Origin of the sequence: Naumannella halotolerans, from assembly GCF_004364645.1 — a bacterium.
Taxonomy (GTDB): Bacteria; Actinomycetota; Actinomycetes; order Propionibacteriales; family Propionibacteriaceae; genus Naumannella; species Naumannella halotolerans.
Window position 1 is genome coordinate 1,266,674 of sequence record NZ_SOAW01000001.1, and the last position, 22,078, is coordinate 1,288,751.

The window sequence follows — 22,078 nt, forward strand, 5'->3', positions numbered from 1 at the left end:
CGGTGAATCGGTTGAATGTCTTCGGCGTTGTAGCGATCCTCATCGCCGTCCTCGCGTTCACTGGCTGGCCGACGTCCTCCGCGATGTGCTGGCCGGACCCAGGCAGCGCAACCGGCCGCCGATGGCCAGATCGATCACGGCGCCGACGCGCAGGTCGCCACTGAACGAGCCGGGGTTGATCATCTTCCTCGGGAAGTTGATCATGACCCGTGCCCGGCGCAACCGCTGCGGTTCGACCACCTGACGATCGCGTGGCCCCGCCTCGCTCCGCCACATTGCCGATCAACCCACCCGACTTCTCTCGCCCTGCCCGACCCCCGAGCGTCCGTCGCGACGGGACAAATCGATGTCGATGAGGCCCCGTGAGTTCCGTCGCGTCAGCGCGGCGGACAGCACCTCTTGCTCTGGGATGCGGTACAGCGCGCCCGGGAACTGCCTGCGACGCTCGGCCACCAGCCGGAACCTCGACCTCAGGAAGCCCGACCGGACCGGCCTCGGTGCGGATAGACCAGATACGTCGAGGGCACCAGCTCCAGCCCGGTTCCCAACGGCCCGACGATCCGGTACTGCTGGGCCGAGGTTTCGGAGAAGCGGAACAGCCGGCACAGCACAAAGGCCTCACCCCACTCCTCGGAGGCGGCCAGTTCGTTGCGCGTCAGCAGGAACGGCCGGTACCGGGAGGAGCGGGTGGTCTTCACCTCCAGGTAGCGCTCCTGCCCGGTCTCACCGGAGAACGACAGGACGTCGTAGCCCAGACCGTCACCACGGGTACGGGAGACATGTTCGACGCGCTCGGCGAGATCGTCCCTGCCACCCCGGCAAAGCACTGCCCGCTCGTAGTCCACCACCGCGTGCTCACCGGCCAGCCCGAGTGACCGGTTGGCTGCCTCCACGGCCGCGAAGTCGATCATGGCTGCGCGAGGTGTGAACCCGGTGTCCGGCACGATCAGCTCCGGGGTGTCGACCGGATCCGAGAGCACCGACCCCTGGCTCGCAGGCTCGGTTGCAGCCCGCAACATGGCCTGGCGAAGCTCGTGGTTCTTCTCGTACTGCTCGGCCACCTGTTCACGCAACAACTGCTGCACATTGCGAGCCGGCTTGTAACCGTCGACGGTCTCCGAGCCCAGGTCCTGCAGCACCGCGGAGATGTTCTGGAACTTGAACTCGAAGGAGGCCTCGGTTCGCCGATTTCCCAGATCGGCTCGCAGCTGACGCCGGAACTCGGTCTTGGAGTACCGCTCCCCACCCAGCTCCAGGCCGAGCATGGTGAAGTAGACCTCGACGGTCCGCTCCACCTCTTCGAGCGTCCAGTCCTCGGCCACTGCCCCTCCCTCGGTCGTCCTCAGGCGACCAGGCTAGTGCCGCCCGCCGGAATCGACACCGGCAGCGAACGAATCCTGCCGCACGGGCAACGAACCGCCCGCCGACGACCAACACCGTGGACCGGCCTCAGCCGCGGCGTACTCCTTCGGCCAACTCCGCGGTCAGCTTCGCCAGATCGGCCAGCTGCTCCGGGCGTGACTTCTCGGTCAGGCCGGTCTTCACCAGCGCCGAACCGACGATCACCGCATCGGCGAAACCGGCCACCTCGGCGGCCTGCTCACCGTCGGAGACGCCCAGGCCGACGCCGACCAGGGCATCGGGTACGAGCGAGCGCACCCGCCCGACCAATGCGGGCGCCAGCGAGGAGGTGCTGGTCCGGGTACCGGTCACGCCCATCACCGAGGTGGCATAGACCCATCCCCGGCAGGCGCGGACGGTCAGGCTGATCCGCTCATCGGTCGACGACGGGGCGACCAGGAAGATCCGGTCCAGACCGTGCGCCTCGGAGGCGGCGATCCACTCCTGCGCCTCGTCCGGGGTCAGGTCCGGGGTGATCAGTCCGTGACCGCCGGCATTGGCGAAGTCACGGGCGAAGGCCTCCACCCCGTACTGCTCGATCAGATTCCAATAGGTCATCACCAACGGCGACTTCCCCTGCTGGGCAACGGTTTCGGCGGCCACCAGGGCATCGCGGGTACGTACCCCGTTCGCCAACGCCGTCGTCGCTGCGCGCTGGATGGTTGGGCCGTCCATCACCGGATCGGAGTACGGCATACCGATCTCCACGATGTCGACACCCGGACCCTCGCCCCCGCCGCCGGCGATCACGCTGATCGCGTCCAGCGAGGCATGCACCTCGGGGAAACCGACGTGGTAGAAGCCCACCAGGGCCTTGCGCCCCTCGGCAGCCGCCTGCTGCAGCACCTTCCCGCTGTGGCCCGGCTGGAACTCCGCCGCCGTCACCGCGGTCCCGGTCTCGATGCTCATGCGCCCTCCACCCGATCGACCGAACCGTCCAGACCGGCCCAGGACACGGCGGTCGCCACATCCTTGTCCCCGCGACCGGACAGGCAGACGATCACCAGCGGCCGGGCCTGCGGATCGGTCTCGGCCAGCTCCCGGCCCCACTTCAGCACCCCGGCCAGGGCATGGGCCGACTCGATCGCCGGCAGGATGCCCTCGGTACGGGTGAGCAGTTGCAGGGCCTCCATCGCCTCGGTGTCGGTCACCGCGGCGTAGCGCGCCCGACCGGTGTGGGCCAGCCAGGCATGCTCCGGTCCCACCCCGGGGTAGTCCAACCCGGCCGAGATCGAGTGCGACTCGATGGTCTGCCCGTCCTCGTTCTGCAGGATGAAGGTACGGGCACCGTGCAGCACACCGACACTGCCGGCCGTGATCGAGGCCGCATGCCGACCCGTCTCCACCCCGGCACCACCGGCCTCGAAGCCCAGCAACTGCACCTCGGGATCGGGAGCGAACTCGGCGAACATGCCCATCGCATTCGATCCACCGCCGATACAGGCGGCCACCGCATCGGGCAGACGCCCGTACCGATCCAGCACCTGCTGTCGGGCCTCGGCGCTGATCACCCGCTGGAAATCGCGGACGATCATCGGGAACGGATGCGGACCGCCGACCGTGCCGATCAGGTAGTGGGTGTTGTCGACCGAGGCGACCCAGTCCCGCATCGCCTCGTTCATCGCGTCCTTGAGGGTCCTCGACCCCGCCTCGACGGCCACCACCTCGGCGCCCAGCAACTGCATCCGGGAGACGTTCAGCGCCTGCCGGTCGGTGTCCACCTTGCCCATGTAGACGGTGCACTCCAGACCGAACAGTGCCGCCGCGGTGGCCGTGGCCACACCATGCTGACCGGCACCGGTCTCGGCGATCACCCGGGTCTTGCCCATCCGCTTGGTCAACAGCGCCTGACCGAGCACATTGTTGATCTTGTGCGAACCGGTGTGGTTCAGGTCCTCCCGCTTCAGCAGCACCGTGGCATTGCCGGCGTGTTCACTGAATCGCCTCGCCTCGGTCAGCGGGGTCTCCCGGCCGGCGTAGTTGCGCTGCAGATCATGCAGTTCGGCCAGGAAGGCCGGATCGTCCTTCGCCTCGTTGTAGGCATCCTCCAACTGCGCCAGCGCGGCGTACAGCGCCTCGGGGACGAACTTGCCGCCGAACTGGTCGTAGTGACCTGCCTTGTCGGGGCGCCGCTCCTCCTCGGGCTCGGCCGGCTCCAGGGCCGGTGGGATGTCGGAAATGGATTCTTGCTGTTGACTCACGATTCCTCGTCAGGAGTTCCGCTGCGGATGTTGCAGCGCGGGATGTGCACCGGCGGCGACCAGGTCGGCAACCCCGGCGCGCGGGTCCTCGCCGGTGACCAGGGCCTCGCCGACCAACACCACATCGGCACCGGACTTGGCGAGTTCGATCACATCATGCGGACCGCGGACACCGGACTCGGCGATCCGGACGATCCCGGCCGGGATCAACGGCGCCAGCCGGTGGAAGGTGGTGGGGTCGACCTCGAGGGTACGCAGGTTGCGGTTGTTGACGCCGATCACGTCGGCCCCGGCGTCGACGGCCCGTCGTACCTCCTCGGCGGTGTGGGTCTCCACCAGCGGGACCAGGTCCAGGCTGCGGGCGCGCTCGATCAGGCCGATCAGTTCGGTGTCGCTGAGGGCGGCGACGATCAACAGCACCAGATCGGCGCCGTGCAGACGTGCCTCGACGAGCTGGTACGCGGTGACGATGAAGTCCTTGCGCAGCACCGGGATGTCGACGCTGCGGCGGACCGCGTCGAGGTCGTCCAGGCTGCCGGAGAAGCGCCGCTGTTCGGTCAGCACCGAGATCGCCGCGGCACCACCGGCCTCGTACCGTTCGGCCAGCACCGCCGGATCGGGGATGTCGGCCAGTGCACCCTTGCTGGGGCTGGAGCGCTTCACCTCCGCGATCACCGCCACCCCGTCGGCCCGGAAGGCGGGCCGGGGGTCGAGCGGTTTGCGGGCGGTGGCGAGTTGTCGCTTCAGCTCCTCCATCGGGAGCGCGCGCTCACGCTCGGCGAGATCTTCGCGAACCCCCGCGATGATCCCGTCCAGCACACTCGGACCGACGGCGGACATCATCGACGCCGACGACTGCCCTGGCCGAGACCGACGGCCCGGAGTACCACTGCTGCGATCAACCCGACCACGGCGATCACCACGGAGATGATCAACACGGTGAGGTTGAAGGCCGGGACGAACCCGAAGAAGGCGACGACGAAGGCGATCAGCGCAGCCATCGATCCCACCCAGGCAGCGGGCGAACGACCGTGGTGGTAGTAGCGCCGACCGTCGGAGCTGTACTCGACCTGGTGGTTCCGCTCCTCGCGCTCGGCGGTCCCGGTACTGGGTTCACTCATCTGTGCCCTCCTCGCTGTTGGGACACATTGTGTCCGGTCCGGTGCGTGGATGGGTAATCGGGGTCGACAGCCGAGACCGCTTCGCCGGACTCCGCGGTCGGCGGGTCGGCCTCCTCGACCGATTCCGCGGTCGGATCCCGGCCGGCGTCCATCGCCTTCCACCAGCCCTCGGGGTCGTCGGCGGCCACCGGTCCCGCGGTGCGCTGGTAGCGCGAGGAGCGGTCCGGCCACCTGCCTGCGGTCACCACCAGGATCACCGCGCTGACCAGTCCGAGCAGACCCGCCAGTACGTAGAGCCAGGCCGCGCCGGTGGCCGCCAAGGTCCATTCGGTGGCCAGGGACATGGTCTGCAAGGTGGCCTCCACCTCGCTGTCGTTCGGCTGCGGAGCACTCACCCCGAGGGCGATCATCGCCGCGAACAGCAATCCCAGCAGGACCCCCATCACCCGCCGGCCGCGACGCCCTGCCGCCAGCAGCACCAGGATGCCGGCCAGTACCACCAGCACCAGCAACACCGTCAGCCCGCTGCTGGACTCCGATCCGGTGAAGGTCGCCTGCGCACCCTCGGCCTGCAACCGCCACCAGGGGGTGCTGGCCGCACCGGCCGCGCCCACGGCGGCGAGCAACAGTCCGAGGGTGATCGCAGTCCGGGTGCCCCGGCCGATGCCGACCTTCGCCGGTACGTTGCCCGGGCCCGTCACCGGGTCCGTACCGGGTCCACCCGTCGTCCTGCGGTCCGGCTCACTCATGGCCACCTCGCTGTCCGGCACCGGGACCGCTCAGCGGTACCAGCCGATCCGCCGAGGCGATCGCCCGGAGCACGGCGGCTGCCTTGTTCCGCGACTCCTGGTCCTCGTACTCGGCGGTGGAGTCGGCGACCAGGCCACCACCGGCCTGGACATGTGCCGTACCGTCCTTCAGCACCGCGGTCCGGATGGCGATCGCATTGTCGGAGTTGCCGGCCAGGTCGAAGTAGCCGACGGTGCCCCCGTACAGACCACGCCGGGAGACCTCCAACTTGTCGATGATCTCCATCGCCCGCACCTTCGGCGCCCCGCTGAGGGTGCCTGCCGGGAAACAGGCCAGGGTCGCGGCCAGCGAGCTGACGCCCTCGGACAGGGTGCCGGTGACCGTCGATTCCAGATGCATCACATGGCTGTAGCGACGGACCACCATGAAATCGATCACCTGCACACTGCCCGGTACGCACACCCGGCCGAGGTCGTTGCGCCCGAGGTCGACCAACATCACATGTTCGGCCCGCTCCTTCGGGTCGGCCAGCAACTCGGCCTCCAACGCCGCGTCCTCGGCCGGCGTGGCCCCGCGCCAGCGGGTGCCGGCGATCGGATGGGTGGTGGCGGTGCCGTCGGTGACGGTCACCAAAGCCTCCGGGGACGAACCGACCACGTCGAACTCCCCCATCCGCATCAGGTACATGTACGGGCTGGGATTGTCGGTACGCAGTTCGCGGTAGATGTCGAACGGATCGGCCCGGGTCTGCACGTCGAACCGCTGGCTGACGACGATCTGGAACCCCTCACCGGCCTTGATCTCCTCCACCGCGGCCTCCACCGCACGGTGGTAGTCGGCGCTGTCGAGCTGCTCGCGGACCTGCGGCATCTGCGGTCCGTCGACACGGGAGGCGACCAGCGAACCGCGGGGCTCGGCGAGTCGTCGGGCCATCGCCAGCACCCGGGCCCGGGCATCGGCCCAGGCCTCCTCGGCCCGCTCGGCGCGGTCGTCCCAGTTGATCGCATTGGCGATCAGCCAGACCTCACCGCGATGGTGGTCGTAAGCGGCGATGTCGGTCGCCAGCAGCAGGCAGATGTCGGGCAGCCCGAGATCGTCGACGGTGGTGTCGGGCAGTCGTTCGATCCGCCGGACCACGTCATAGCCCAGGGTGCCGACCAGTCCGGAGTTGAACGGCGGCAGGTCGGGATCACGGGGGGTGTGCAGCCGGTCCAGGGCCTGTTCGATCAGTTCCAGAGGATCACCGCTGGCGTCCAGTACCGCCGGGACCTGTCCGAGCCAACGCCCTTCACCGCCCCGGGCGACCAGCCGGGCGGCGGAGTTCACCCCGATGAAGGACCACCGCGACCACACCCCGGCCTCGGCCGACTCCAGCAAGAAGGTCCCGGGCCGGTCGCCGCACAGCGCCTGGTACAGCGACAGCGGGGTCTCGGCATCGGCACGCAACCGGGTGTGCACACCGACCACCCGACGGTCGGCGGCCAGGGTGACGAAGTCGTCGCGGTTCGGTGTCACCTCGATCGCCTCGAGACCGGTGGCCGCGATGGGTGTGGTGGCCATCATCGGCTCCCGGCGGCGGTCAGGGTACGGGCGTCGAAACAGGTGTCGTCACCGGTGTGGCAGGCCGGGCCGGCCGGTCGTACCTGGATCAACAAGGTGTCACCGTCACAGTCCAGATCGACCTCGACCACCTGTTGGGTGTTGCCGCTGGTGGCGCCCTTCACCCACAGCTCCGAGCGGCTACGGGACCAGAAGGTCGCCAGCCCGGTCGTCAGGGTCGCCTGCACGGCCTCGGCGTTCAGCCAGGCCAGCATCAGCACCCGCCCGTCGTCGGCATCCTGGACGATGCCGGGAACCAGACCCCGGTCGTCGAAGCTGATCTGTTCGACGCTCACTGCAGAACTCACCCGACAACTCTAGGCGCTTCGACCGCTCGGCCGTCGCCACGTCTGCGCCTTGTCCGCGATCACCGACCGGCCGGCCACCGATCCGATGGCATAGCATGCGCGGATGCATCTCGCCCAGACCGAGCGCGCCGCCCTCTGCGACCTGCTGGAACTGACCGGACCCGACGCACCCACCCTGTGCGAGGGCTGGACCACCCACGACCTGGCCGCCCATCTGTGGGTACGCGAGACCGACCCGCTCGGCGCCCCGGGGATCATCGCCAAACCGTTGGCCAGTCTGACCGAACGGCGGATGGAGGAGGCGAAACAGCGCTGGAGCTATCCCGAGCTGGTGGCGCGGATCCGCCGCGGACCGGCCCCGCTGTCGCTGTTCGCGCTGCCGGGACTGGACGAGGGAGCCAATGCGCTGGAGTTCTTCGTCCATCACGAGGACGTCCGCCGCGCCGGTGAGGCACCGCTGGCGCCACGCGACCTGCCGGCAGAGACCGAGGACTGGATGTGGCGCCGGTTGCAACTGCTCGCCCGGGCGTTCTTCCGCCGGACCGAGGTGGGTGTGGTGCTCGAACGCAGCGGCGCCGGCTCCGAGGACGACGAACGGCCCGCGACCATCCGGGCAGCCGGTGGATCGCAGACCGTCACCCTGGTCGGCCGGCCGAGTGAACTGATCCTCTACGGCCAAGGACGGGGCACGCACGCCGATGTGCTGGCCGTCGGTGAACCCGAGGCGCTGCAGAGCTTGGGGCGGGCCGACCTGGGGCTTTGAGCGACCTTTCCCCGAAGCCGTCACGAACACGGACGCCCCGACAGGCGATCGGCGACCCCGATGTGGCAAAGTCGGACAGTGCTCTCAAAGATCGCCATCGTCAACCGCGGCGAAGCCGCCATGCGCCTGATCCGGGCGGTCCGTGACGTCAACTGGAGCCGCGTCGGCCAGCACCCCCTGCGTACCGTCGCCCTGTACACCGATGTCGATGCCCGGGCCGAGTTCGTCCGCGAGGCCGACGAGACGCTGTTGCTCGGCAATGCCGCCGACCGTCCGTACCTCGATCTCGCACGGCTGGAGGAGGCTCTGCTCAGCTGCGGCGCCGATGCCGTCTGGGTGGGCTGGGGCTTCGTCGCCGAGGACCCTGCCTTCGCCGAACTCTGCGAACGTCTCGGCATCACCTTCATCGGCCCCAGCCCGAAGGCGATGCGCCAACTCGGCGACAAGATCGGTTCGAAGCTGCTGGCCGAGGAGGTCGGCGTACCGGTGGCGCCGTGGAGCGGTGGGGCCGTCGACTCCCTGGACGCCGCCCTGCGCGCCGCCGAGGAGATCGGCTATCCGCTGATGCTGAAGGCGACCGCCGGCGGTGGTGGTCGCGGGATCCGCCGGATCGACACCCCCGCGGACCTGGACGACACCTTCCAGCGCACCCGGGACGAGGCGGCCCGTGCATTCGGCAGCGACGTCGTGTTCCTGGAGAAGCTGGTCAGCGGCGGCCGCCATGTCGAGGTCCAGGTGATCGCCGACGGCCAGGGCGAGGCCTGGGCGGTCGGGGTACGCGATTGCTCGGTGCAGCGCCGCAACCAGAAGGTGATCGAGGAATCGGCCTCCCCGCTGCTGGACGCCGAGCAGACCGCGGAGCTGAAGGCCGCGGCCGAACGGCTGGCCCTGGCCGTCGGCTACGCCGGCGCCGGTACGGTCGAGTTCCTCTACCAGCCGCAGAGCCGGACCTTCGCCTTCCTGGAGGTGAACACCCGGTTGCAGGTGGAGCACCCGATCACCGAGGAGGTGACCGGCCTGGACCTGGTCGGTCTGCAGCTGCAGATCGCCGAGGGCGAACCGCTCGGCGCGCAGCGCCCGACCGAGACCGGCCATGCGATCGAGGCCCGGCTGAACGCCGAGGACCCCGACCGTGACTTCGCCCCGGCCCCGGGCCGGATCACCCGGCTGGAGTTCCCCACCGGCGCCGGCATCCGGGTGGACACCGGGGTGGCCGAGGGGGACACCATCCCGGCCGATTTCGACTCGATGATCGCCAAGATCATCGCCCACGGTTCGACCCGCGAACAGGCACTCGCCCGATTGCGCCGGGCCCTGACCGAGACCACGGTGGTGATCGACGGCGGGGCGACGAACAAGAGCTTCGTACTCGACCTGTTGGACCAGCCCGAGGTGACCGTCGGTGACCCGATCTGGGCCGACACCGGTTGGATCGACCGCGCCCGGGGCGAGGGCCGGCTGGTTGCCCGACGCTTCTCCGGGATCGCCCTGGTCGCCGCCGCGATCGAGGCCTATGCCGAGGCCGAGGAGACCGAGATCGCGCAGTTCCTCTCCCACGCCCGGGGTGGACAGCCGCTGCTGCAGCACCAGCCCGCCCGGACCATCGAGCTGAAACTGCACGACGCGAGCTACACACTCACCGTCGCCAAGACCGGGCCCGACCACTACCGGGTCGGCATCGACTCCGGCACCGAGACCCGCGAGCTGGAGGCCGAGCTGGTCCACCTCGACGACGTCCACGCACGTTTGACGCTCAGCGGACAGACCTACCGTCTGGTCACCGCCAACCACGGCCTGGTGCACCTGATCGAGGTGAACGGGATCGCCCACCGGGTCAGCCACGACGAAGGCGGTGTGCTCCGCTCCCCCGCGCCGGCGCTGGTCGTGTCCACCCCCGCACCCTCCGGCGAGATCGTGCAGGCCGGCTCGCCGGCCGTGGTCCTGGAGTCGATGAAGATGGAGACCGTGATCCCGGCTCCGTTCACCGGCCGGGTGAAGGAGCTGCTGGTGCACACCGGCAGCCAGGTCGGCACCGGTGCCCCGCTGCTGCGGATCGAGCCGCTGGCCGACGGCCCGGAGACTGCGAACACCGCCGATCTGGCCGCGCTGGACCTGCCGGCGCCACCACCTGTCGGCTCCGAGGAGAAGCAGGCGCAGCGTGCCCTGGACTGGTTCCGGGCGCTGCTGCTCGGCTACGACGTGGACGCCTCCCGGCGCCAGGCGGTGCTCGCCGACTACCGTCGTACCCGCGCGGCCCTGGCCCGTTCCGGGGTCGATGTGCTGGCCGAGGAGATGTCCCTGCTGGACCTGTTCTCCGACTTCGCCGCGCTCACCCGCAACCGTCCGGCCTGGGAGGACCAGCAGACCGAACTGCGGGTGCACAGTTCCCGGGAGTACTTCCACACCTACCTGCGCAGCCTCGACCCCGACCGCGACGGACTGCCCGATCACTTCCGGGACAAGCTGCTGCAGGTGCTGAGCCATTACGGGATCACCGAGTTGACCCCGACACCGGCGCTGGAGGAGGCGGTGTTCCGGATCTTCCGGGCCCAGACCGACACCTCCGAGCTGGACGTGGTGGTCGGCATCCTGCAGTTGTGGCGTACCGACCCGCAGCCCTCGGCCGAGGTGGCGGTCCAGGCCCGGGCGAAACTCGAACGGATGGTCCGCGCCACCCAGTTGCGTTACTCGGTGATCGGTGACCTGGCCCGGTCGATCCGTTTCCAGTGGTTCGACCAGCCGGCAGTCGATGCCGACCGGGCAGCGGTGCTGGCCGGCGTCGCCGATGAGGTCGAGGATCTCGCCGCCCATCCCGACGCCGCCGACCGGGCCACACGGATCGCGGCGCTGACCGCCATCCCCGAACCGCTGGTCGGATTCCTGCGGGACCGGATGGCCGCTGAACTGCCCAGCTCCGAACCGCTGCTGGAGGTGCTGATCGGCCGCCACTACCTGGAGTACCGGCTCAGTGAGATGGCGGTGACCGAGGTCACGCTGTCGGAGGGGCGTACCCGACCGGTGGCCCATGCCGAGTACGAGAGCCACGAACACGGTCCGACCCGGGTGGTGACCACGATCGCCGACATCTCCGAGCTGTCACCGTCGGCACCCGACAGCGTGAACGAGCTGTTGTTGCCGCTGTTGGCGACCGACCACGACACCGTGGTGGAGCTGTACGTACGCTGGCCGCATCCGCCCGCCGATCCCGAGCAGACCTCCGCCGAGCTGGCTGCGATGCTGACCGGTCAACCCTTCGTCACCGCCTCCCGTCGGGTGTCGGTCGCGACCTGCCCCGATGCACCGGCAGCGGTCGACTACTTCACCTTCCGCCCCGACGGTTCGGGCGGGCTGGTGGAGGATGCCCTGATCCGGGGTATGCATCCGATGGTCGGTCGCCGGCTGAACCTGTGGCGGTTGCGTGAGTTCGACGTCACCCGCTTGCCCGCCCCCGACGACGTGCTGCTCTACGAGTGCGTCGCCCGGTCCAATCCGGCCGACCGGCGGTTCGTGGCGATGGCCCAGGTACGGCAGATGGCGGTGATCCGCGACGACGACGGTTCGATCGTCGCCCTGCCGCATGCCGAGCGGGCGGTGGAGAACTGCCTGGAGGCGATCCGCAGGGTACGCACCTCGCGTGGTCGAGCGGGTTCGCGGATGGACCTGAACCATGTGTGGGTGACGGTCTGGCCGGAGATCGAGGCCGACATCGACCAGCTCACCGCGCTGCAGTCCAAGATCACCCCGCTCAGTGAGAGCGCGGGGATCGAGGAGGTGCTGGCGATGGGTCGGGTCGCCGTGGCCGGCGGTCCGGCCGCGCCGCTGGCGATCCGCTTCCGCTCCCGACCCGGTGGTGGCGTGGATGCCGATGTGATCGAGCCGCCGACCACGCCCCTGGCGCCGATCGACGACTATGCCGGCAAGGTGCTGCGGGCGCGCCGCCGGAATCTGGTCTACCCCTACGAGCTGGAGGCGGTGCTGACCGCCGGCGGCACCATGACCGAGTACGACCTGGACGATGTCGGCCGGCTCGTACCGACCGATCGCCCCCGAGGCCGCAACTCCGCCGGGATCATCGTCGCGGTGATCAGCACCCCGACCGAGCTGCACCCCGAGGGAATCACCCGGGTGGTGCTCAGCGGTGACCCGACCAAGTCCCTGGGTGCCCTGGCCGAGCCGGAGTGCCGCCGGGTGATCGCCGCCCTGGACCTGGCCACCGAGCTGGGCGTGCCGGTGGAGTGGTTCGCCGTCTCCTCCGGTGCCCGGATCTCGATGAACAGCGGCACCGAAAACATGGACTGGGTGGCGCTGGCGCTGAAGCGGATCGTCGAGTTCACCCAGGACGGCGGGGAGATCAACATCGTGGTCGCCGGGATCAACGTCGGCGCCCAGCCGTACTGGAACGCCGAGGCCACGATGCTGATGCACACCAAGGGAATCCTGGTGATGACCCCGGACAGCGCGATGGTGCTGACCGGCAAACAGTCGCTGGACTTCTCCGGCGGGGTCTCGGCCGAGGACAACTTCGGCATCGGCGGCTACGACCGGGTGATGGGCCCGAACGGTCAGGCCCAGTACTGGGCACCGGACCTGGCCGGGGCGTTGGGGATCCTGATGGACCACTACGCCCACACCTGGGTGGCCCCGGGTGAGAGCGGGCCCCGGAAGGCGCCGACCACCGATCCGGCCGATCGGTCGATCACCGAGTTCCCGCACGGCGGCGATTTCGCCACCGTCGGGGAGATCTTCTCCGCCGAGCACAACCCGGACCGGAAACGTCCCTTCGACATCCGGACCGTCATGCGGGCGGTCGCCGATGCCGATCATCATCTGAGCGAGCGCTGGGCCGGGATGGCCGATGCCGAGACCGCGGTGGTCTCCGACACCCGGATCGGCGGCAACTCGGTCACCCTGATCGGCATCGAGTCCAAGCCGGTGGCTCGCGCCGGGGTACGTCCGACCGACGGCCCCGACACCTACACCGCAGGCACCTTGTTCCCCCGTTCGTCGAAGAAGGTGGCCCGGGCGATCAACGCCGCCTCGGGCAACCGCCCGGTGGTGGTGCTGGCCAACCTGTCCGGTTTCGACGGCTCACCGGAGTCGATGCGCAGCCTGCAGCTGGAGTACGGCGCGGAGATCGGCCGGGCGATCGTGAACTTCGACGGGCCGATCGTCTTCACCGTGATCTCCCGTTACCACGGGGGTGCCTTCGTGGTGTTCTCCAAGCAGCTCAACCCGCAGATGACGGTGCTGGCGGTGGAGGGTTCGTTCGCCTCGGTGCTCGGTGGTGCCCCGGCCGCGGCGGTGGTCTTCGCCTCGGAGGTGGAGAAGCGGACCGCTGCCGATCCGCAGATCACCGCCTTCGAGCAGCGGATCGCCGAGGCGCCGCAGGAGGAGGCCGGGGTGCTGCAACTGGAGTTGGCCGAGCTGCGGGCCCAACTCCGGGCGGAGAAGATCTCCGAGGTGGCTGCGGAGTTCGACGGTGTGCACAGCATCCACCGGGCGGTGGAGGTCGGTTCGGTCGACGAGGTGATCTCGGCCGCCGAACTGCGGCCGAAGATCATCTCGGTGATCGAGGCAGGCCGCCGCAGCTGAGAATCCGGCAGCCGGCTCCCGGCTGCCGGATCAGCCGGCCCGGACCGCGGACTGCGGCGGGCCGGCGGGCGCCTGCCGGTGGGTCCGGTGGAGGACGATCAGCAGCAACGCGATGCTGATGACGCCGATCACGATGTGCACCACCCAGCTGTTGATCCCGTCCCAGCAGGCGTGCAGGATCACCGCCAGCAGGAAGGCCAGCACGGCCAGGACGACGGCCCGCCCTCGGTGGCGGGCCCACGGGATCCGCCAGATCGCAGCCACCGTGACACCGGTCCAGGCGACGTGACCGGCAGGGACGAGCAATGCGCGCAGCAACAGGGTCTCGTCCACCGCGGCCAGACTGCGCGCCTGCAGCAGGGCGGTGAAGCCGTAGCCCATCGTCTCCAAGGTGGCGAACCCCATACCGGCGGCGATGCCGATGATCACCCCCGACTGCTGACGCCGACTGGGCAGGACTGCCAGCAGCGCCAGCGGCACGATCAGTTTGGCGAACTCCTCGATCAGCCCGATGCCGATCACCGGCAAGGCTCCCAGCTGGCGCGCGGTGTCGTACTCCCAGATCCCGGCGGTGACCGTGCCGATGATGCCGCCGCCGAGGACGGCGACCAGCACCGGGCCGGCGGTGGAGCCCAACCCGGCTCCGGTCCCCCAGGCGAAGACCAGCACCGCCAGCGGTACGGTCACCGAACCGAGCAGGATCAGTGTCGGGAAGAAGTTGATGTTCTCGGTCGCCACCAGCGCCCGAAGGACCACGATGTAGGCGACGATGCCGACGACCAGGACCCCGATCCAGGCCAGCCGTCGGGCCAACCTGTGCTCGGGTGCAGCAGCGAGTGTCATGGGGAGCTCCTCTCGGCACCAGACTGCCACTTCAGCTGCGCCTTCTGGCCGATCTCACGAAGTCCGCCGGACGATCGAGCGGATCGATGGATCACAGTGGCCTGATGAGGAGGGCCCGTGGATCCGCTACGGTGCCCGCGATGATCGTCACCTCCGGAACTGCAGCCCCGGGTGCCACTGCGGCAGTCCTGGATCAGTTGCGGAGGTCAGCATCTCGCGCGCAGTCCCGCTGCGGGGTTCGGCCGGGAGCAGGCCCCGTCGACGTAGGGCAGGCATCACCTGTTCGATGAAGTCGACATAGCCGGCCGCACCGCCGTACATGTTCTCGACCAGGATTCCGTCGATGTCGGTCGCCTCGACGAGTTCCTCCACCTGATCGGCAATCGACTCCGCCGTGCCGGTGAAACGGACACCGCCGAAGGTGGTCGGGAGGAGATCCATCACCTCACCGATCGTCGGCGAGGTTCCGTCCTCGTTTCGCCACATCGTCACCATCGTCTGTCCCACTTCGGTGGAGACATCGTCGAGTGTCTGCTCCGGGTCGTACTGCGTCAGGTCAACACCCGACCAACCGAGGAACAGCGCCGCTGTGGCTTCTCTGGTGGGGGTGGAGGTCAGCTCAGCTCGGAGGCGGTCGGCCTCCTCTTCGGTCTCAGCGACCACGAAGCTCGCACCGTTGACGATCTTCAGCGAATCCGCCGGTCGGCCCGCCGCCACCACCTTGTCCCGCAGCCTTTTCACCGTCTTGACCAGCCGAGCAGGGTCCCGGTCCTGGGTGAACACGCATTCTGCGTATCTCGCCGCGAAATCCGTGCCCGCGTTCGACGTTCCTGCTTGGAACAACGTCGGCGTCCGTTGCGGTGAAGGTGTGGCCTGGTAGTACCCGTCGAAGTGGAAGTAGTCCCCGTCGAAGACGATCCGATGAACCTTCTGCGGATCTGCGAAGACCTTCGCAGCCTTGTCGGCGATCAGTGCACCGTCTTCCCATGCCCCCTCCCACAGTTGGAGCATCAGCTGCATGTACTCATCCGCTCTGGCGTACCGCTCATCGTGCGGAGTCACCTCTCCCAGGTCCAACAGCCGCACCAATGCCTGTTGGTTGTCACTGGTGACGATGTTCCACGCAATCCGCCCTTCGGTGAGGTGATCGAGTGTGGTGAAATCCCGAGCATTCAGCAGCGGTCGCTGAGCGGTGGTCGATGCAGTCGCCACCAGCGCGATTCGTGGCACCGCCGCCCCGATGGCCGCCATGAGCAGCGTCGGATCATGCACCGGGAACTGCACCGCCTCCCGAATGACCGCCTCGGGCACTTCACCGTCGTCGTTCATCGGATAACCCACTGCTTCGGCCAGGAAGAAGAAGTCGAACCCACCGGATTCAACCGTCCTCACCAGGTCGAGCCAGAAATCCAGTCTTGCGAAATCCTTGGTCTCCGCGCGGGGGTGATGCCACGTGTTGGCAATGAAGTTCGGCGTGAACTCCTCGAAAGCACCAATGACGAGTTGTTTGGGCACAGCCCCTCCTGCGATAACTTTGACGAATCACTTGAATCGTATACAGAGTATTCTCGTCCCGACAAGCGCTCAGCACCGAAGACGCCAGGGATAGAGTCGAGCTGTGGAGAATGCATCGGAAACCGATCCCGCACCGATCGCCCTGGCCATCGGTGCGGCCGTCCGAGACGCCAGGAAGCGCCGACAGCTGTCGACCCGGGAGCTGGCTGCCAGCATCAGCGTCTCACAACCGTTCATCTCCAACATCGAGAACGGCAAGATCTTCCCCAGTCTTCGCACACTGAGTGTGATCGCAGAGACGATCGGAGTGTCGATCGACGAGCTCCTCCCTGCCCGGGCCGAACTGCAGCGGGTCGATGGCACACGCGGTATGCGTCAGCGGCGAGCTGGAGAGCCACCCGATCGAGCGTTGACAGTGAGCCCCATCTCGTTGCTCCAGGCACATCGAATCCAGCTCCGCGCACACGAGACCGAGAGCCATCCGTTCCTGCACGACGGCAGCGACTTCCTCTACGTACTCGAGGGCTCACTCGACCTCCTGCGAGAAGGCCTCCTCCCCCACAGACTCGACGCCGGGTGCTGGATCGGGATCGACGGCACCGTTCCCCATCGCCTGCGTGGGGCCGGGGACGCCGGAGGAACGGCATTCCTGGTCGCGACTCACGGGCACCACCTGGACGAAACCCGACCCCGATGACTTCACCGGACGAACTGGATCACGGCGTCGGCGCCCGCCTTCGCGAGTTGCGCACGCTCCGCGGGTTGTCGACCCGAACCTTGGCCGACCTCTCCGGCGTCTCCCAGCCCACCTTGTCGAACATCGAGAACGGCCGCACCCTGCCCAGCATCCGCTACCTCTACGCCCTCGCCGAGGCACTCGGAACGGGGCCCGGAGCCCTCCTCCCGCCCAACGACAACAGCACCCAACCGGGCGGCCACCAGCTGACCGGCGAAGACGAGGAGATCGACAACCCCGTACACATGGAACTGCTGTTCGCCGCCAGCGACAGTCCCTTGGAGGCGTACCTGATCCAGCAGGCCGCCGGCTATCGGGACCCTCGTCAGTTCGGTCATCCGGGCGAGGATCTGATCCACATCCTCGACGGCGCGGTCACCTTGGTGTTCGGATCGAAACGCATGTGGTTGCGGCACGGTGACACCGTCCGTCTCAACGGCGCCGTCCCACACTCCTTCACCACCGGCCCCGATGCAGGAGTGCGAGCACTGATCGTGACCTGCCGTCTTCCCTCGATCGATAACTCAGACAAATCGTTACTTGTCTGATCCTCCGTCTAAACACAATAGAAACAGAGCCCTCGTAGCGTGACAGCCGAACCGGACCTGCCCGGCACGCCTGTACGAGATGAAGGTGACCATGCACACAACTTCGCGCCGCCATGCACGCCGAACGGCAGCTGTCCTCCTGAGTGCCGGAAGCCTCTTCCTGGCGACAGCTTGCACGGGGGGTGACTCCGGGGAGTCCGTCGGCGGCGATACCAGCGAGGCGCCGACGATGGCGATCATCTACTATCCCCAGTTCCTCGACGGATCCTGGGGTGAGGCCGCGCTCACCGGCGGCGAGCAGCTGCTCGAAGAGGGTGCCATCTCCGATCTCGCCACCCAGGAGAACATCGAACCCGGCAGCGGCGCCGTCGACGCCTTGCGCGACTATGCCGATCAAGGCTACGACATCGTGGTCGCCCACTCGTTCAACTACGGCGATGACGTCAAGCAGGTCGCATCGGAGTATCCCGAGACGCTCTTCGTCTACGCGGGCGGCTTCGGTGATGTGGCAGGCAATGTGGGCGACTACTCCCAGCCGTTCTACGAACCCTCCTACCTGATGGGGATCCTCGCTGCCGGTTACCAACCGGAGGGCAACGTCGGCGGCGCTTCCGGGTTCGACATCCCCGTGTGCCGAGGTATGTACAACGCCTACCTCGACGGCGCACAAGAAGTTCGTCCCGAGGTGACGGGGTCGTACGTGGCCGTCGGCGACTGGGAGGACGTCCAACTGGCCACGGAGACCGCCAATGCCCAGGCCGACGCGGGTGCGACGATGTTCGTCGGCTGCGGCCAGGGCCCGACCTTCGGTCAGATCGAAGCCGCGAACCAACGTGATCTCACCGCAGTCGGTTACACCGGCGACATGTCAGGCCGTTCCGACCGGGTCGTCGCATCCTTCACCTGGAACCTTGCCGAGGTGTTTCGCCTGATGGTGGCCGATGTCGAGGGCGGTTTCGACGGGCAGGCCGGTTACTACGAGGCCAAATACGCCGACGGCGCGATGACAGTCGTCGTGAACCCGGCCGCCGAGAGCGCCATCACCGACGAGGCGATGCAACTGTTCACCGAACAGGAAGCAGCGATGCGTGACGGCAGCCTGATCCTCGAGGAGAACACCGAGTGACCCCGGCGGCCCCCGCGGTGATCGCCTCCGGAAAGAACCTGACCAAACGCTACGGTTCGGTCACCGCACTCGACTCGGTGGACATCGAACTCCACGCAGGTGAGATCCACGCACTGATCGGCGAGAACGGTGCCGGGAAGTCGACACTGACGAAGATTCTGGCCGGCCTCGAATGGCCAACCACGGGAATGCTCAGCCTCGGAGGAAAGCCCGCGAACCAGATTTCTCGACAAACGGCAATCGAGTTGGGAATAGGGCTGGTCCAGCAGCACTTCACCCTGATCCCGACTTATACGGCCGAGGAGAACCTCGCCCTTTCTCGTCCGACAGGAGCCCTGCGGGAAAGCCGGTCCGCGTTGGTCGGGCGGCTCACGAAACTGACCGAACGGTACCAATTGCCGGTGCGCCCACGGATCGCCGCACATCAACTCTCGGTGGGCGAACGGCAGCGGCTCGAGATCCTGCGAGCCCTCGACTCCGAGGCCCAGGTGCTGCTGTTGGATGAACCGACAGCAGTCCTCGTGGATGCCGAATCCGTGCGGCTGATGAAGCTGTGCCGCGAACTGGCCGAGGAAGGCCGCGCGATCATGATCGTGACCCACCGGCTGTCGGAGGTGATGAGCACTGCCGACCGGCTCACAGTGCTTCGGCAGGGCCGAGTCGTGCTGCAGTCCGACACCCCAGGTCGCTACACCAAGTCACAACTGGCAAAGGCAATGATCGGGGATGCCGCCGACTCACAGATCGACCGTGCACATCATCGACCCCGCGTCGACGAGAAGCCTGCGGTACTGAGTGTGGAGAGTGTCACGCATGGCCGCCTGACCGATTGCAGCTTCGACCTCCATCCCGGGGAGATCGTCGGAATCGCAGGTGTCGACGGAAACGGCCAAGCCGAACTGGAGACGCTTCTCTGCCGTCTGGCCACCCCCGACGAAGGTCAGGTCACCTGGCACGAGCGACGCTTCCGCGCCGGGCATCCACGCGATCGCCCCCTTGCCGGTATCGCCTACATTCCGTCCGATCGCCACCAGAGGGCTCTGGCCTCGCCACTCAGTCTCGCCGACAATCTGGAGTTGGGCAGGGGCCGCCCTTGGCGGGCCGCCAAGCGTCAGCGGCTCGCCCAATGGGCGGAGCCACTGGAGACCTGGGACGTTCGCGGGGGTACACCGAGGACACCAGCTGGCCGCCTGTCCGGTGGGAATGCGCAAAAGGTCGTACTGGCTCGGGAGATGGCTGCGGACCCGGACGTCGTGGTGGCCGCTTATCCGACCCGTGGTCTGGATCCCGGTGCAGCGACCCTCATCGCTCAGAGGATCCTTTCGGCGGTCGCCGACAGGCATGCCTGTGCGGTCTGGTTCGGGTCCGAGCTCGACGAATTGCTTGCCGTTGCCGACCGGATCATTGTTCTGGTGACCGGGCAACGCTCCGTCGAGTTCCATCCTCCGTTCGACCGCGACCTCCTGGGAGAGGCGATGGCCGGAATGGTCGGCGAGACCGAATCAGCAACCCCTCCTCCACCGGGTTCGGCCGATCGGATGGCCCCTGACCGTGAAGCCTGATCTCTCCAGCAAGAAGGCTCCGCCGTCCGAGGACGATCATCTCGGGTCTGCGAACCGTGTGGACACCTACGCGCAACGCCTGCTGCTGATTCTCCGCCGTCCGGCAGTCGAGTCGATCCTTCTGCCGATTGCCGCGATCGTTCTCGCGCTTCTCGTCGGCGCAGTCCTGTTGTCATTGCAGTCGGTGCCCGTGGTCGATGCCTACCGACAGGTGGTGAGGGGGGCCTTCGGCACGCCACGGGCTCTCACCAGTACGGCCACGACTGCAGTCCCCTTGATCCTGATCGGTCTTGGCGTCGCCTTGGCCTATCGGGCCGGATTGATCACCATAGGCGCCGAAGGGCAGTTTCTCGTCGGAGCCGTTTCCTCCGTTGCCGTGGTCACGGCACCCGGTGTCGCGCAATCGCTCCCCGGACCTGCACTGGTTGTCCTGGGACTCGTCGTTGCCGGCGTCTCCGGAGCGACCTGGTCGATCCTGAGCGCGTGGCTCAACATCCAGTTCGGCGCGTCGGTCGTCATCACCAGCTTGCTGCTCAACTACGTCGCGCAAGCGATCGTCGCCTGGTCGATCCGCGTGGGCATACCCGATCCTGCCGCATACACCCCGCAGAGCCGACCCATCGGAGCCGCCGAGTTGCCGTCCTTCCCGGGCACCAACCTGCATCTGGGGGCTCTGATCGCAGTTCTCGCGGTGCTGGTCGTCGCCGCTGCCCTGGCTCGCGGTCGTCTGGGTCTTCGCATCGATGTGATGGGCAGCAGCCCCGAGGTCTTGCAGACCCAAGAGATCTCCACTCGTCGCTACGCGGTCCTCGTTCTGGGGCTCGCCGGCTTGCTCGCGGGAATCGCTGGCTTCGTGGAGGTGGCCGGAGTGAGCGGCAGGATTGCCGGCGGGTTCAGTGGTGCGGTCGGTTTCACCGCGATCATGGTTGCTCTGCTCGGTCGTCTGCATCCGATCGGCGTCTTGCTGGCCGGAACGTTGATGGCTGCGCTCAGTGTGGGATTCGCCTCTGCGAGTCGGTCGGAACGGATCCCGACGACGACCGTCGACATCCTGCAATCGCTGGTGATCTTGTTCTTCGTGATCGGGTCCGCTGTTCTGGAGCAACGAAAGGCTGGCCGATGACATTCGATATGGCCTTGGTAGTCGCAGTGGCGGCGGCAACCCTGCGGCTCGCCATCCCGGTCGCCGTCGCTGCCCTGGGTGAGTTGATCAACGAACGGGCGGGGGTGTTGAACCTTGGTGTCGAGGGAAGCATGCTCGTCGGCGCCTATGCCGGTTACACCGCTGCACTTGCCGCAGGATCCGCCTGGGTCGGATTGATCGTCGGCATCGTCGTCGGGGCCTTGGCGGGAACGCTGCTGGCGACCTTGATGGTCGGTCTGGGCACCAATCAGATCGTCACCGGACTCGCGTTCACGATTCTCGCGTCAGCGGTGACCACTTTCCTCTTCGAGCTCAGTTACACCATCGGCGCAGCCCCTCCCCGGGTGGTCGGTCTCGGGCTACCGCAACTGGTCGCGGTGACTCTTGTCTGTCTGCTGCTGGTGTGGTTCTGGCTGGAGCGGACCAATTCGGGAATGCGGCTGGGAGCAGTTGGCGAAGAACCCGTCGCGGCGGAGACACTCGGCATTCCTGTGATCAAGACTCGCTTCCTGGCCCTGATCGGCGGCAACGCCCTTGCCGGGCTGGCCGGCGCGTTACTCGTGTGCGGGCCGCTCGGGATCTTCGTCCAGGATGTCACCGCGGGTCGCGGCTGGATCGCTCTGGCCTTGGTGGTCTTCGCCCGCTGGAAACCGGTCCCGGTCCTGTTGGGCTCCCTGCTCTTCGGGTTCTGCGACGCGATGCGACTGCGTCTGCAGACGGTGGCGACCGACGTCCCCTACGAGCTGTTCCTCGCACTGCCCTACCTGGTGACCATTGCCGCCCTGGTGATCGGTGGTCGCGCCCGCCTCGCCCCGGCGGCCCTTGGCACCACATTTCATCCGCGACGGACCGGCTAGCACCGACCGCGT

19 protein-coding genes are annotated in these 22,078 nt (G+C 67.7%); 8 read left to right on the top strand and 11 right to left on the bottom strand.

Annotated features, from left to right (window positions below; all coding sequences use genetic code 11):
- Nucleotides 1–57: 57 nt before the first annotated feature.
- From CLV29_RS05880 to hisI, 9 genes are all read right to left on the bottom strand, one after another.
- Nucleotides 58–240: a hypothetical protein gene (locus CLV29_RS05880; protein ID WP_133754053.1), complete on the bottom strand. Its 183-nt coding sequence runs from the start codon at nucleotides 238–240 to the stop codon at nucleotides 58–60.
- Between the two features lie 230 nt (nucleotides 241–470).
- The gene (locus CLV29_RS05885) at nucleotides 471–1,322 is read right to left on the bottom strand and encodes a protein NO VEIN domain-containing protein (protein WP_133754054.1); all 852 of its coding nucleotides are present in this window, start codon (nucleotides 1,320–1,322) and stop codon (nucleotides 471–473) included.
- Nucleotides 1,323–1,449: 127 nt separating this feature from the next.
- Nucleotides 1,450–2,310, bottom strand: a complete 861-nt coding sequence (gene trpA, locus CLV29_RS05890; protein WP_133754055.1) for a tryptophan synthase subunit alpha — start codon at nucleotides 2,308–2,310, stop codon at nucleotides 1,450–1,452.
- Nucleotides 2,307–3,560, bottom strand: a complete 1,254-nt coding sequence (gene trpB, locus CLV29_RS05895; RefSeq protein WP_133755064.1) for a tryptophan synthase subunit beta — start codon at nucleotides 3,558–3,560, stop codon at nucleotides 2,307–2,309. The genes trpA and trpB overlap by 4 nt, the downstream gene beginning before the upstream one ends.
- A 51-nt stretch (nucleotides 3,561–3,611) precedes the next feature.
- Nucleotides 3,612–4,442 carry an indole-3-glycerol phosphate synthase TrpC gene (trpC, locus tag CLV29_RS05900; RefSeq protein WP_133754056.1) on the bottom strand — a complete coding sequence of 277 codons (831 nt, stop codon included), beginning with the start codon at nucleotides 4,440–4,442 and terminating at the stop codon, nucleotides 3,612–3,614.
- Nucleotides 4,442–4,723, bottom strand: a complete 282-nt coding sequence (locus CLV29_RS05905; RefSeq protein WP_133754057.1) for an HGxxPAAW family protein — start codon at nucleotides 4,721–4,723, stop codon at nucleotides 4,442–4,444. The genes trpC and CLV29_RS05905 overlap by 1 nt, the downstream gene beginning before the upstream one ends.
- Nucleotides 4,720–5,472 carry a Trp biosynthesis-associated membrane protein gene (locus CLV29_RS05910; RefSeq protein WP_133754058.1) on the bottom strand — a complete coding sequence of 251 codons (753 nt, stop codon included), beginning with the start codon at nucleotides 5,470–5,472 and terminating at the stop codon, nucleotides 4,720–4,722. Before CLV29_RS05910 ends, CLV29_RS05905 begins: the two co-directional genes overlap by 4 nt.
- Nucleotides 5,465–7,033 carry an anthranilate synthase component I gene (locus CLV29_RS05915; protein ID WP_208292770.1) on the bottom strand — a complete coding sequence of 523 codons (1,569 nt, stop codon included), beginning with the start codon at nucleotides 7,031–7,033 and terminating at the stop codon, nucleotides 5,465–5,467. Before CLV29_RS05915 ends, CLV29_RS05910 begins: the two co-directional genes overlap by 8 nt.
- On the bottom strand, nucleotides 7,033–7,380 hold the full coding sequence (gene hisI, locus CLV29_RS05920; protein WP_243831754.1) for a phosphoribosyl-AMP cyclohydrolase: 348 nt from the start codon (nucleotides 7,378–7,380) through the stop codon (nucleotides 7,033–7,035). The genes CLV29_RS05915 and hisI overlap by 1 nt, the downstream gene beginning before the upstream one ends.
- Nucleotides 7,381–7,483: 103 nt before the next feature.
- Between hisI and CLV29_RS05925 the strand changes: the two genes are divergently transcribed.
- Both CLV29_RS05925 and CLV29_RS05930 read left to right on the top strand, forming a co-directional pair.
- Nucleotides 7,484–8,143 (top strand): TIGR03085 family metal-binding protein, encoded by a 660-nt coding sequence (locus CLV29_RS05925; protein ID WP_133754060.1) that lies wholly within the window; start codon nucleotides 7,484–7,486, stop codon nucleotides 8,141–8,143.
- 78 nt (nucleotides 8,144–8,221) lie between these two features.
- Nucleotides 8,222–13,735 carry an ATP-binding protein gene (locus CLV29_RS05930; RefSeq protein WP_133754061.1) on the top strand — a complete coding sequence of 1,838 codons (5,514 nt, stop codon included), beginning with the start codon at nucleotides 8,222–8,224 and terminating at the stop codon, nucleotides 13,733–13,735.
- 30 nt (nucleotides 13,736–13,765) lie between these two features.
- Here CLV29_RS05930 and CLV29_RS05935 read toward each other — a convergent pair whose 3' ends face one another.
- Both CLV29_RS05935 and CLV29_RS05940 read right to left on the bottom strand, forming a co-directional pair.
- Complete coding sequence (locus CLV29_RS05935) at nucleotides 13,766–14,578, bottom strand: PrsW family intramembrane metalloprotease (RefSeq protein WP_133754062.1); 813 nt, start codon at nucleotides 14,576–14,578, stop codon at nucleotides 13,766–13,768.
- Nucleotides 14,579–14,725: 147 nt separating this feature from the next.
- Complete coding sequence (locus CLV29_RS05940) at nucleotides 14,726–16,093, bottom strand: NtaA/DmoA family FMN-dependent monooxygenase (RefSeq protein ID WP_166649147.1); 1,368 nt, start codon at nucleotides 16,091–16,093, stop codon at nucleotides 14,726–14,728.
- A gap of 103 nt (nucleotides 16,094–16,196) precedes the next feature.
- Here CLV29_RS05940 and CLV29_RS05945 point away from each other — a divergent pair, with 103 nt between their 5' ends.
- From CLV29_RS05945 to CLV29_RS05970, 6 genes are all read left to right on the top strand, one after another.
- Nucleotides 16,197–16,790 (top strand): helix-turn-helix domain-containing protein, encoded by a 594-nt coding sequence (locus tag CLV29_RS05945; RefSeq protein WP_133754064.1) that lies wholly within the window; start codon nucleotides 16,197–16,199, stop codon nucleotides 16,788–16,790.
- Nucleotides 16,787–17,377, top strand: coding sequence for a helix-turn-helix domain-containing protein (locus CLV29_RS05950; protein WP_133754065.1), 591 nt, complete (start codon nucleotides 16,787–16,789; stop codon nucleotides 17,375–17,377). Before CLV29_RS05945 ends, CLV29_RS05950 begins: the two co-directional genes overlap by 4 nt.
- A 229-nt stretch (nucleotides 17,378–17,606) precedes the next feature.
- Nucleotides 17,607–18,503, top strand: a complete 897-nt coding sequence (locus CLV29_RS05955) for a BMP family protein (protein WP_166649148.1) — start codon at nucleotides 17,607–17,609, stop codon at nucleotides 18,501–18,503.
- On the top strand, nucleotides 18,500–20,065 hold the full coding sequence (locus CLV29_RS05960; protein WP_133754067.1) for an ABC transporter ATP-binding protein: 1,566 nt from the start codon (nucleotides 18,500–18,502) through the stop codon (nucleotides 20,063–20,065). The genes CLV29_RS05955 and CLV29_RS05960 overlap by 4 nt, the downstream gene beginning before the upstream one ends.
- The gene (locus CLV29_RS05965; protein WP_166649149.1) at nucleotides 20,055–21,188 is read left to right on the top strand and encodes an ABC transporter permease; all 1,134 of its coding nucleotides are present in this window, start codon (nucleotides 20,055–20,057) and stop codon (nucleotides 21,186–21,188) included. Before CLV29_RS05960 ends, CLV29_RS05965 begins: the two co-directional genes overlap by 11 nt.
- Complete coding sequence (locus CLV29_RS05970) at nucleotides 21,185–22,066, top strand: ABC transporter permease (protein WP_133754069.1); 882 nt, start codon at nucleotides 21,185–21,187, stop codon at nucleotides 22,064–22,066. The genes CLV29_RS05965 and CLV29_RS05970 overlap by 4 nt, the downstream gene beginning before the upstream one ends.
- Nucleotides 22,067–22,078 lie beyond the last annotated feature (12 nt).

Coding starts and splice junctions, on each gene's coding strand:
- CLV29_RS05955 (WP_166649148.1), top strand. CDS start 17,607: ATGGCGATCATCTACTATCCCCAGTTCCTCGACGGATCCTGGGGTGAG.
- trpC (WP_133754056.1), bottom strand. CDS start 4,442: ATGTCCGCCGTCGGTCCGAGTGTGCTGGACGGGATCATCGCGGGGGTT.
- CLV29_RS05970 (WP_133754069.1), top strand. CDS start 21,185: ATGACATTCGATATGGCCTTGGTAGTCGCAGTGGCGGCGGCAACCCTG.
- CLV29_RS05915 (WP_208292770.1), bottom strand. CDS start 7,033: ATGGCCACCACACCCATCGCGGCCACCGGTCTCGAGGCGATCGAGGTG.
- trpA (WP_133754055.1), bottom strand. CDS start 2,310: ATGAGCATCGAGACCGGGACCGCGGTGACGGCGGCGGAGTTCCAGCCG.
- CLV29_RS05950 (WP_133754065.1), top strand. CDS start 16,787: ATGACTTCACCGGACGAACTGGATCACGGCGTCGGCGCCCGCCTTCGC.
- CLV29_RS05910 (WP_133754058.1), bottom strand. CDS start 5,472: ATGAGTGAGCCGGACCGCAGGACGACGGGTGGACCCGGTACGGACCCG.
- CLV29_RS05935 (WP_133754062.1), bottom strand. CDS start 14,578: ATGACACTCGCTGCTGCACCCGAGCACAGGTTGGCCCGACGGCTGGCC.
- CLV29_RS05905 (WP_133754057.1), bottom strand. CDS start 4,723: ATGAGTGAACCCAGTACCGGGACCGCCGAGCGCGAGGAGCGGAACCAC.
- CLV29_RS05925 (WP_133754060.1), top strand. CDS start 7,484: ATGCATCTCGCCCAGACCGAGCGCGCCGCCCTCTGCGACCTGCTGGAA.